The following is an 11341-nucleotide window of genomic DNA, read 5'->3' as shown; positions in this document are numbered from 1 at the left end:
CATGGCCGCCGAGTCGAAATCGCCTTGGATTTCCGAAGCACTGTCCGCGCGATTCTTGGCCGGACCCATCGTGTTCTGGCATGACGTGGACGGCGAGTTTGCCGACGTGCTGGATGGGCTTGACCTCGGCTTCGACGTGGAGATGATTCGCCTCGATGCAGCGCCCTCATTGGCGACTAAGCGACACATTGAAGCGAACCCCTCGGGCCGATTCCTGTTGTACAGCAACAAGGCCGAACCCGACCCTGCGTCCGACTGGCTGCTAGACATCCGCCTGCGCTCGCAGCCGTTCCGCGCAGACCTGACCTCGGTCCGTCTGGACGAACTGGGGCTAAGCAATGCGGCGCTTGGGTCGCACCTTCGCGTACGCGGGAAGTTTCTGGCAGCTGAAGCGCGACGCCAAAAGCTGAAGCGACTGCTGCAGCCAACGGATGGCGAAGCAGACATCGACCGCAAGATGATTGCAGTCACCCTGCGCAGCGACGAGGCCGATGCCTTGTCCTTGGCAATGCACCTGATGCACGGCCTGTGGTTGGAGGGGCGTCACGGGATTGGGGATCCGCCCAAGGCCTGGAGCGAGTTGCAGGGCTATGGACTGGAGGAAGCGTTCTGGCAGCTGATGCAGGAATCGTTTGGCTATGACGCCACTGCACCTAGCCTGGCGGACTTGCTGCGCCGGGTGTTGGTCACCGATTTTGCCCGGAGCCTGGCTTCGGACGTCCCCGCCGCACTGGCGCATCTGCAGCTGCCCCAGAAGCTGCTCGCTGGCAACGCCTCAGTCATTGCAGGTCGCTGGCGCAGTGACCTGAACCGCTATCGCGCCTATACCGACCTATCGGCAGCGATTGCCGACGAGTTGCGGATTAACGCATTGATCGCCGACTACCCGGCCGAGGTGCTGTTGGAGTGCATGACCTTCGCCCAAGTGGAGCGGCGCATCATTCACGACCTAAAAGGCCGGGTGATGCAGCTGGGCGGCGCTGCACTGGCGGCGATTCAGCCGATCATCGATCGCCGACGCGATGGCCACTGGGCCGATATGCGCCTAGCCACCGACAACGACGAGGTCCGCGCAATTGCCAGCTGTTACTCGGCGCTGGAGGCGGCGGCAGGGTTCTTTGAGCTCAAGGAACGTCATACCGCGGGAATCAGCTTCGCCGGCGCAGGCGAAGCGGTCCAGGCCTACCGCGCCGAGCTATATCGCTTCGATCAGCTGTATCGCTACTTTCACTACGCCTCAAGCCAAGTGGAGCCAATGGGTTGGAGCGTGCTGCACGAACTGAACGAGCTGATCGAAGCCGGTTATTCCGGATGGTTCGTGCCCACGGTGTCTTCGGCGTGGGCCAGCGTTCTGGAGGGTGCCGGCGGGCTATTGGAGACGTGGCGTGTGTATGGCCTGGTGCCACAGAACCAGTTCTTCGATAACCGGGTCGCCGCACTGCTCAACACGACGAAGCGCGTCTTCGTCCTCATTTCGGATGCCTTTCGCTACGAGGCGGGCGAGGAGCTGACGCGTGACATCAATGCCAAAAACCGGTTTGTCGCCGAGCTGGACGCAATGCTGAGCGTGCTGCCCAGTTACACGTCGCTCGGCATGGCCGCGCTGTTGCCACATCACTCGCTGGCCTACAAGGGCGGGGACAGCCTGGACGTGCTAGTCGACGGGCAACCTGCCGCTACGCTTGAGGCTCGCAATGCACAGCTGGGGCGCTATGACGGCATCGCCGTGCGTGCCGCGGACCTGCTGGAGCTTGGCAAGACCAAGGGACGCGAGCTGGTGGGCGATCACCGCGTGATATACGTCTATCACGACTTGATCGACATGACCGGTGACAAGCAGGGGTCGGAAGGCAAGACCTTCGATGCGGTGGCGCAGACGGTGATCGAGCTCAACCGGATCATCTCTTACATCATCAACAGTTTGAACGGATCAACTGTGCTGGTGACGGCCGATCACGGCTTCCTCTACCAGGAGTCGCCACTGGATCACGCCAGCAAGGCCGCTTTGACCGAGAAGCCCGCCGGAACGCTGCGCGCTAAGAAGCGTTACCTGATTGGGCGCAACTTGCCCGCTAATCCAGCTGTGTGGGCTGGATCGACTAGGACGACGGCGCGCACCGAGCCGAATGAGGGGAGTGTGGACTTCTGGTTGCCAAAAGGTGCAATGCGGTTCCACTTTGCGGGCGGTGCACGCTTCGTGCATGGCTCGGCGATGCCACAGGAAGTGATCGTCCCGCTGATCACGGTGCGCGAGTCCGAGTCCGCGAAGGGGCGCACGCGCGTTGTTGATGTGAGCCTGATGGGTCTTTCGAACAAGATAGTGACCAATACGCAGAAGTTCGACCTGATCCAGACCGAGGCCACTGGCAGCCAAGTGCTGGCGCGAACGCTGAAGGTATCTCTGCGGGATGGTGACACGCTGATCAGCGACGAAGCCACCGTGACATTTGACAGCGCTTCGGCCGTCCTGAGTGAGCGCGTCAAACAGGTGATTCTGACGATCCGATCCGGCCATTACGACCGTCTCAAGGACTACTACCTGGTCGGGCGCGATGCGAAGACCAACATCGAAGTACTGCGAGCCCCACTGCGAATCGACCTGGCGTTTTCCAATGACTTCTGAAACTTCAATCGAAATGGCCAGTGCGACGGGCGACCTGCACGCTTCGCATGACTTGGACACGCTGCTGAACCGCCATTTCAGCGGCAAGGTGGTGCGCAAAGACCTGACCAAGCTAATCAAGGAGGGCGCGAACGTCCCGGTCTATGTCTTGGAGTATCTGCTGGGCATGTATTGCGCATCCGACGACGAGGCCACGATCCAGGCCGGTCTGACCACGGTCAAGCGGGTGCTCAGCGAGAATTATGTGCGGCCAGACGAAGCAGAGAAGGTCAAGTCGAAGATCCGCGAGAGCGGCACCTACCGCATCATCGACAAGGTCACGGTCAAGCTCAACGACAAGCGCGATGTCTACGAGGCGCTGCTGTCCAACCTTAGCGTAAAGAACGCCGAGATCTCGCATCGTTTCGTGCGTGAGTTCGAGAAGCTGCTGGCAGGTGGTATCTGGTGCATCGTGACGCTGCGTTACTTGTACGAGGACAACCAGAAGGGCTCGCCCTTTGTCGTCGAGGATCTGAAACCTATTCAGATGCCGAACATGGACATGCAGGCCTTGTTCGATGGACGCAAGGCTTTCACCGATGAGCAGTGGATCGACGTGCTGCTCCGTTCGACGGGCATGGAGCCGACCAGCTTCGAACGGCGCGCCAAGTGGCATCTGCTGACGCGCATGATTCCCCTAGTCGAGAACAACTACAACTACTGCGAGCTCGGCCCACGCGGCACCGGCAAGAGCCACATCTTCAAGGAGATCAGCCCCAACTGCATCCTGGTCTCCGGCGGCCAGACGACGGTGGCCAACCTGTTCTACAACATGGGTGCCCGTACCGTTGGCTTGGTGGGCCTTTGGGATGTGGTCGCGTTCGATGAGGTGGCCGGCATCCGCTTCAAGGACCATGATGGAGTGCAGATCATGAAGGACTACATGGCATCCGGTTCCTTCAGTCGCGGGCGCGAAGCGATTAACGCCAACGCATCGATGGTCTTTATCGGCAACATCAATCAGAGCGTCGAGTCGCTGGTCAAGACTTCGCACCTGCTGGCGCCATTCCCGGAGGCAATGATCGATTCCGCATTCTTCGACCGCTTCCACGCCTATGTCCCGGGCTGGGAAATTCCTAAGATGCGGCCGGAATTCTTCACCAATCAATTCGGTCTGATTGTGGACTACCTGGCCGAGTACTTGCGCGAGATGCGTAAGCACAGTTTCTCGGACGCGATAGACCGGTACTTCAAGCTGGGCAACAACCTTAACCAACGCGACACGATCGCGGTGCGCCGCACGGTGTCAGGTCTTCTGAAACTGCTATGCCCGCACGGCGAATACAACAAGGAGCAGGTGCGCCAGTGCCTAGAGTACGCGCTTGAGACGCGACGCCGGATCAAGGAGCAGCTTAAGAAGATCGGAGGCATGGAGTTTTATGACGTCCACTTCTCCTATATCGACCTGGAGAATCGCGAGGAACGATTCATTGCCGTTCCCGAACAGGGCGGCGGCGGGTTGATCCCAGAAGGCGGTAGTGCCCCCGGTACGTTGTACACAATCACGATGGGGCCTGCCGGGATGCCTGGAGTTTACCGGCTGGAGATCCAGACCATGGCTGGCAACGGCAAGCTGTCGATCTCAGGTTCTGCGGCCAAGGAATCGGTGCGTGTTGGCTTCGACTATTTCAAGGCGCATGCCGGCCGCGTCAGTGCGTCAATCAAACCTAGCGAGCATGATTTCCATCTCCACCTTGTCGAGCTCCAGAACATCGGCGCGCCTGAAGCGATGACCCTATCGAGCTTTATCGCGCTTTGTTCGGCAGGACTCGGGCGCTCAGTCCAGAGTCAGATGGTGGTCCTGGGCGACATGTCGCTGGGAGGAACCATTAGCCCTGCACGCAATCTCGCAGAATCCATGCAGGTTGCGTTCGACGCAGGTGCAAAGCGAATCCTGCTGCCGATGAGCAGCGTTGGCGATATTCCGTCGGTGCCTGGAGAACTGTTTGCCAAGTTCCAGACCAGCTTCTATTCGGACCCTGTAGACGCCGTGTTCAAGGCGTTGGGCGTTGATTAGCAAGCAGGCATGTGTCTGGCGCTCTTGGAAATAATTACATCCATCTCAGTACTGTATGAGGCGGAATTGATTGAACACGCAGGTGAGAGCACACAGGTTGTTATCGCTCCTAAGAACTAGGACGGAATAGCCGACGTGCACTAACCGTTTCCTACTCACACGTCAAACTGCATCACAACCACCACCGAGCCAGCGAGGCCACCCTCGCTGGCTTTTTTCATGCACCAAAGAAAGGGTCAACCCATGGAATCTCTGCACTTCGGCATTCGGAGCGGTAAGCACGGCGCTGCCGCGGACCACTTGGCCTACATCACCCGCGAAGGGTGCTACGCAGCCCGCGACGACCTGGTGGCGACCGGCCACGGCAACATGCCGGCCTTCGCCAAAGACCAACCCCTCTTGCTCTGGAAGGCATCCGACCGATACGAACGTAAGAATGGGTCGACTTTTCGTTCCTTCACGATTTCCCTGCCAAACGTACTGACGATCGACCAACTCAAGGAGCTCGCGTGGAACGAAGCGCGACGTTTGGCTGGGCCAAAACCATTCCAGTTTGCGCTGCACATGTCACGTTCCTCGCTGCAGGGTGAGCTGAACCCGCACATCCACCTCGTCATCTGTGACCGCCTTCCGGACGGCATTGAGCGCCCTCCGGAACAGATGTTCCGACGCCCCAACGTGAAGCACCCAGAGAAAGGTGGTTGCCGAAAGGACAGCGGCGGCAAGACGCCCTTAGCCATACGTAACCATGCCATTGCCCAACGGAAGGCGGCAGCCGACGAAATCAATGCCTCCCTAGCCAAGTACGGGCACGCTCTTAGTGTCGACCATCGCACGCTCCGGCAGCGCGGCATCCAACGAGACCCCGAGCGTTACCTTGGACCGGCACGAATTCGGAAAATGACACCGGAGGAACGCGAGTCCTACCTCGAGAAGCATCGCGGGAACATGGGATCGCATGGCGGCGCAACGCGCGCGGAACGATGCACTTGAGGCTGCTCCCTGTTGGTTCTCGCAATCGCCCGCATGGTCCCCGTTGGACTGGCGGCGCCCAGTGCATTCCATGTTATTCGTGCCACGAATAGCATGAATAACATGATTTCCAACCGCGGAAGCCAAAAAAAAACGGCATGGAGTAGCGCGGGCAGCACCGAAGCGCTCACCCGGGCACGCCATTGTCATTCATTAGGTCAAGCCATCGTCCCGTGACCGTCATTTCGCGACACACTGGTCGTCGCGTCTGCCTGGGTTCGACTCCCCTAGCATGGCCGCGGCGAATACCTCGCGTTCACTGCTGCCCAGTTTGTCCCGAAAGAAGTCGCAGGCCGCGTTCGTATCGCTGAACGACATGCCGCGTTGCATGCATGCGTGCATCCACGATCAGTTGCGCGGCCTGCAGCACCTGTTCCGACGTGGCCGGTTCATAAAGGCGGGTCCGGCTGCGCACGTACAAGGCCAGATTCGATTGCATCGTCATTACTCCCTTTGCGTGTTCCACAACGCCGAAGGGACGCTTGCGCGTCCCTTCGGCGAACCTCCCACGTTGTCGTTCCGCAAGTGTCAGGCAGCAGTGGGCACGGCATCCGACCCAACTACCGCTGTCGGATCGCTGGCATCCGCTGCGTCCGCATCGGCAGTAATGTCTGCCGCCTTGGCCGCCTCCCGGGCATCACCCAAGTTGAACACCACTTTCACGTTTGTCCGGTCCAGGTATATCGCCAACCCATACAGCGCAAAGCCGCACACGACGGCACCACCAATTAGCTTGAACATCATCTTCTCCTCGTTGTTGATCATCCACTGCCTATGCGGGCGACCTTGTCCTGCAGCCGATCACTGAGCCTGGCAGGCCGCTCCTCCGCTGCTCCCGTCACCGGACCCGCGCCGCCTGCCTCGGGGTAGAACTCCTCGGCCACCGCCGGCACGTCCTCGTCCAGCTCCTCGAACGCGCCATTGGCGAAACCGCGCCGGGCGGCTTCATCCAGCGCATCCTGGTCAAACCCACTGTCCTTGCGTTGCGCGTCCTTCACCTGCGCCTCGGCAATCGCCTGCTCGAGCGTCATCCCCGTTCGTGCGACCAGGTCGACGTAATAGATCGCCGTGCGATGACTCATCGCCGTGCTCTTCCCCCGGAGCTTGAGTTCCAGTGGCATGCAGGCCAACCGCCCGCCCGAGACTGCGCTGAAGTACTGCAACCTGGCTGCAAGCGTCCGGATCGTGTTGAACGAGGTCGTCCGCAGCACGAAGCTGCCCAGGGCATCCTCCTCGCCGTCGCCAATCACCACATTGAAGCGGGCGTAGGCCTTGCACTCGCCTTCGGCGAATCGGCACAGGTCCGGCCCGACGCAGGGCAAGGTCTCGATGCCCTCCTCCCCGCCGCGCCGGCGGCAGCTCTCGCCGTTGCCGACGCACACCGGGCGACCAGTACTGCGGTCGAACAGGGTGTAGTCGGCCCGCAGGTTCAGCGACGGGTCGTTGAACAGCAGTCGGACCGGGATCGAGCGGAGTTTGCCCCCGCCATCCCGGCGCAACAGCTCGTCCAGCGGATGCAGCACCCAGCCATCCCGGTTCTGCACCTGGCTGGTCAGGGTGAACTGGTCGTCCTTTTCCGGCAGCCGCTTGCCGTTGCGCTCAATCACGCGGCCGATCGAGATCCGCCCGACCACGGGCGGGGTAATCGCAAGACCTTTCAGCATGTAGCTCTCCAATGAGTCAGGCGGCGTCCTCCACGACCACGAACCGGCGACTGCCGGGGCGTGGCACCGTGTAGCGAGCCGCAATGTCGGGGTAGTCCTTCGCCAAGCGCTTCGCATCGAGCGCGCTGCCGTCTTTGGACCGCTTGAACGTGACTTCGCCGGTGGCAAACACGGCACGCGAGGCATCGCCCATGGCTTCCTGCAACGCCTGCTTGAGCGCCTCGGCGTGCTGGCCTTTGGCGTCAAGCTCAATCCGGAGCGCGCGCAGGTCCGCGAACACCTGGGACAAGTGCTGGCTCTCCGAGAAGTCCAGGGTGTCGCCACCGCCCGGATACAGCTGCCGCAGGGCTCGAGCCGAGGACTCGCTGCCATCGGCGGGGGGCGGGGTATCGGTCTCGACGTGCTCCCAGAACCGGGCTTCCAGGACGATCAGCCGGCCGATCACGTCCTCGTCCCGGCGGATGCGGAAGACCTCCAGTTGCTGGCCGCATAGCAGGACCGCGACATCGGCAGCCGCCTTGCCGGTTACCGCCAGCTGGTGCTGGACCTGAATCTGCACGTATTCCGGCACGCCGTCCCGCCACAGGCGGGAGCCGAACTCCCCGGCAGTCTTGCACTCCAGAATCTGGACGTCGGGGCAGCCGACCACTTCCCGATCGATATTGGCCAGCATGAAGGGGAAGGTCGGGTGCTGAAGCACCGCGTTGACCTTGCGGACCCGTCGTTCGGTCTTCTGCTGGTAGGCAACGGCGACGAAGGGCTCCAGCAACGTGCCCCAATACTTGGGGTCGTCAAAGCCCGCGTGCTCCTCGTTGGCAATCGTGCGACCGGTCTTTTCCATCCACAGTTCGAGCGGGCTCTTGTAGGGGTTGAGGCCGATCGCGGCAGAAGCATCCGAACTGCCGATGCCGCCCTTGCGCACTTCCAGCCAGTCCTCCCGGTCGAGCCCCTTCGTCTCGACCAGGCGAAGGGCCGTGTGTCGTTCTTTCATGGATCCTCCAGAAGTAAAAAGCCCGGCCAAGTGGCCGGGCTTTGTGTCGTTGCGAAGTTCCGCCGCACTACGTGATCGCGTGCTCCATGCATCCGCCAACGATGGCGCGAAGGATGCGTTCCGCATCCGTCGACCTACCGCCATGTAGCAGATGCTTCCCGAAGCCGTAGCCGAATGGCTCGGCCACCTCGTAGCACCAGGCGCCCGGGAATGTCTCCGCCGACTCCCGCCATACGCGATCCAGCATGCCTGCGTGGTCAATGCAGGCCTGGATGTAACCGAGCTCCCCCTCGAATGCAGGCAGGGCATCAGATAGGGCGTCGCAGTCTGCGAGCGCCTGCTTGGCACCGATGGCGATGTAGGCGATATCGAGTGAGTCGATGGGCATAGCGTCCACCGGCTCACGCCACCAACTTCATAACCTCGTCCCACGCCCGCTGCTTGATCTGGGCGCCCTGCCCGAACCAGGCCGCGTCCCGGCGGTGGTCTTCGCTACGAGCCCTGCGATTGTGGTCGACGTACTCGGTGACGCTGTTGAGCAGGCCCCAGGCCGTACCTCGGCTGGATGCCATCAGCGCACCTCGCCCGCCGCCGTCGTACAGGGAGCGGACGCTGGCCAACGCCTGCTCGTTGACCACGGCACGCTTGCCCTCCGGGCCAGCGTAGGTGAGCACCCGACGCAGCAGACCTTCGGCGGAATCCGGATCCAGCGGTCTTTCGCACAGTGCCTTCATCCGGGCGACGAAGCCATCCCAGGACGACACCGTGATGCCCAACTGGCGCTTCACGGCATCCGCATCGAAGAGGCTGCGATGGGGCACCTTGATCGCCCCATTGCGATCGCCAAGCGCGATCTGCAGGGTGTTGTTGCAGACCATCCGTACGGATGTGAACTGTGCGGTGGTTGCCAGCGTGCCATCACAGGCGGTGGCCAGCAGTAGATAGCCGTCGACCTTGTCCCGGCCCTTGAGGGTCGTGCTCTGGCCGGTACGCGCCAGCGCCCAGAACTTGCGACCTTCGCGGAGCACACCGGCGGTCTCCAGCTCAAATCCGTTGTTGGCGGTCAGGTCGCGGTAGAACTCCAGCACTTCGCCCGGCTGCACCACCTGGAAGCGCCGGGAGACCACGGCGAGCGGCGCCTTGGTATCAGAGCGGTAAAGCACCTTCTGTTCCGGGAAGGCATTGATGACGCCAACGCCGTTGCCGCCAGTGATGTAGCGAACCTCTGATTCCTCGACAGTCCAGTCCATCCCGGCTTGCCTCTTCCAGACCTCGATAGGCTGCTGTTGGGCCAGCTTGTTGCCCAGCCCGTGCCACGGGCGTTCGCCGGCGTAAGCCATGGTTTCAACCAAGTGCATTGCTGTTCCTCATTCGTTGTGGGCATAAACGCACAAGGCCCGGCGCAATGCCGGGCCTTGTGGGGGATGCCAGAAGTGGATTGGATCAGGGGCCTCGTGGGCGGCATGTCGTGCATTTGACAATGCCGACAAGAACAGCGGCGGCCACAACCAAAATGCAGTAGATCGCGTCGAACTTGCCTCTCATCACATCAGTCACCCGGTTAGGACGCATCGAGCGGTGCGTCTAAGCGCGAAGCGGTACTCCACCGGCTTCGAGTGGGTGATATAGGTTTGAAATTCGTTTCAGTCTCGCTTGATTGCTGTAAGCGTCAGACGCGCCACGAGACGACAATGGCGCTGTGCCTAGCTAGAGCTAGGCATCCCACCGACCAACTGCCCTGAGGTCAAGTCAAACGGCACAACATCCAGCCGCAGCTGATCATTGAAGAAGAACGGCGACAACGACTCACGGAAAGTTGCAGTCTGTGGATAGAGCAGCACAAGCCGCCCGCGGCCGCCGAGGTACTTCTGACCATAGGCGTAGAGCTGGTAGAAGTCGGCCTGAGACAGACCATACTTGTCTTCTGTGTTGCCCTTGCTTGCATCAAGGCGCTTCCACTTGGTATCCAGAACCGTTGAGGTGCCGCCTTCGAGGAGTAGGAAATCCGGTCTGAGCTGGAACCACGGTTTTTCGTTGTGCGTCGCAAGATACTGGCTGGCGGCCTGTGCCTTGAGCGTTTGACCCGGACGCAGTTCGCAGCGGAGGCAAACCTCGACATAGGATTCGAACACCTGTTCCATCGGGAACAGCAAGCTGTTGCCGGTCCAGTCCCCCAGGACCGTCAACGGGTTCTGCTCGTTGAGAATGAGCGAGCACCATGGGCGCACCGGTCGGTAGTGCGCCGTCAATCGATCGCTTCGCCACTGGGCGAAATCCTTCGCGAAATCCCGGCTTGGCGGGATCTCGAGCAACTGGTGGGCCAGTTCGTAAGCCAGCCTCTTGTTGCCTGCCTCCTTGGCTTGCTTGCACACCTTGTCCAGTGCCGAGCGGAGAAGGCGATTCTCTGGACGATCGGCGTCGAAGATTTCGTGTTCCACCTGGAAATAGTGGGCGCGCCCCGGTGGTTGTCGCAGTTGCCGACCGACGAGCAAGCGGCCACGAAGAAACCGGCGCTCCTCCTCAATAGCGTGATACTCGAAGCGCAGACCACGCTTGACCAGTGTGTCCAGGGCCGTCAGGAACTGGTGAATCACCCATTCGGTCAGCGGGCCGTCAAAGACCTGCAGTCCGGTCGGCGCGCTGATGCGCGGCTCTAGATGCAGGCAGCGCTGAAGCATCCTTTGCAACAAGCGTCTTGCCTGGGTGGCGTCATCCCCTTCATCAAAGGTCTTGGGCAGTATCTCGATGCGGGTCCCGTCTGGCGCCTCGAGCACGCCAACGTAGTTGTCCAGGCGCAGCCAGCGTCGTCCCTCAAATTGGACCAGCCCCGCGCCGGCTTCGCGCAGGCGCTCGCTTTCCTTGCACAGCCAATCGAAGGCCGTTTCGGACACCGTAGCCTGGTCCAGCCCATTGGCGCCGATCATTGGCCCGGTCGTGATCCGAGCGTATTCGCGGACGGTAACAGCGTGCATCTG

At 61.2% G+C, this 11341-nt stretch carries 10 protein-coding genes; 3 read left to right on the top strand and 7 right to left on the bottom strand.

Annotated elements, in window-relative coordinates; all coding sequences use genetic code 11:
• Position 1 precedes the first annotated feature (1 nt).
• From pglZ to ACXJJ8_RS06220, 3 genes are all read left to right on the top strand, one after another.
• Positions 2-2623 carry a BREX-1 system phosphatase PglZ type A gene (gene pglZ, locus ACXJJ8_RS06230; RefSeq protein WP_499027767.1) on the top strand — a complete coding sequence of 874 codons (2622 nt, stop codon included), beginning with the start codon at positions 2-4 and terminating at the stop codon, positions 2621-2623.
• Positions 2613-4679 carry a protease Lon-related BREX system protein BrxL gene (brxL, locus tag ACXJJ8_RS06225; RefSeq protein WP_499027765.1) on the top strand — a complete coding sequence of 689 codons (2067 nt, stop codon included), beginning with the start codon at positions 2613-2615 and terminating at the stop codon, positions 4677-4679. The genes pglZ and brxL overlap by 11 nt, the downstream gene beginning before the upstream one ends.
• A 243-nt stretch (positions 4680-4922) precedes the next feature.
• The gene (locus tag ACXJJ8_RS06220) at positions 4923-5672 is read left to right on the top strand and encodes a MobA/MobL family protein (RefSeq protein WP_499027762.1); all 750 of its coding nucleotides are present in this window, start codon (positions 4923-4925) and stop codon (positions 5670-5672) included.
• A gap of 295 nt (positions 5673-5967) precedes the next feature.
• On the opposite strand, the gene ACXJJ8_RS06215 is transcribed toward ACXJJ8_RS06220, so the two are convergent.
• From ACXJJ8_RS06215 to ACXJJ8_RS06185, 7 genes are all read right to left on the bottom strand, one after another.
• The gene (locus tag ACXJJ8_RS06215; protein WP_499027760.1) at positions 5968-6150 is read right to left on the bottom strand and encodes a hypothetical protein; all 183 of its coding nucleotides are present in this window, start codon (positions 6148-6150) and stop codon (positions 5968-5970) included.
• An 89-nt stretch (positions 6151-6239) separates the two neighbouring features.
• On the bottom strand, positions 6240-6476 hold the full coding sequence (locus ACXJJ8_RS06210) for a hypothetical protein (RefSeq protein WP_499027758.1): 237 nt from the start codon (positions 6474-6476) through the stop codon (positions 6240-6242).
• A complete protein-coding gene (locus ACXJJ8_RS06205) occupies positions 6473-7375 on the bottom strand; it encodes a recombination directionality factor (protein WP_499027755.1) in 903 nt (300 codons plus the stop codon). Before ACXJJ8_RS06205 ends, ACXJJ8_RS06210 begins: the two co-directional genes overlap by 4 nt.
• A gap of 16 nt (positions 7376-7391) precedes the next feature.
• Positions 7392-8366, bottom strand: a complete 975-nt coding sequence (locus ACXJJ8_RS06200) for a YqaJ viral recombinase family nuclease (protein WP_499027752.1) — start codon at positions 8364-8366, stop codon at positions 7392-7394.
• A 67-nt stretch (positions 8367-8433) separates the two neighbouring features.
• Positions 8434-8754, bottom strand: a complete 321-nt coding sequence (locus ACXJJ8_RS06195) for a hypothetical protein (protein ID WP_499027750.1) — start codon at positions 8752-8754, stop codon at positions 8434-8436.
• 13 nt (positions 8755-8767) lie between these two features.
• A complete protein-coding gene (locus ACXJJ8_RS06190) occupies positions 8768-9724 on the bottom strand; it encodes a DUF932 domain-containing protein (protein WP_499027748.1) in 957 nt (318 codons plus the stop codon).
• Positions 9725-10069: 345 nt separating this feature from the next.
• A complete protein-coding gene (locus ACXJJ8_RS06185; RefSeq protein WP_499027745.1) occupies positions 10070-11338 on the bottom strand; it encodes an McrC family protein in 1269 nt (422 codons plus the stop codon).
• Positions 11339-11341 lie beyond the last annotated feature (3 nt).

Source organism: Lysobacter sp. P5_C4, from assembly GCF_054049695.1.
The sequence above is the reverse complement of the archived record's forward strand: the minus strand, read 5'-3'. Positions and strand labels throughout refer to the sequence as shown.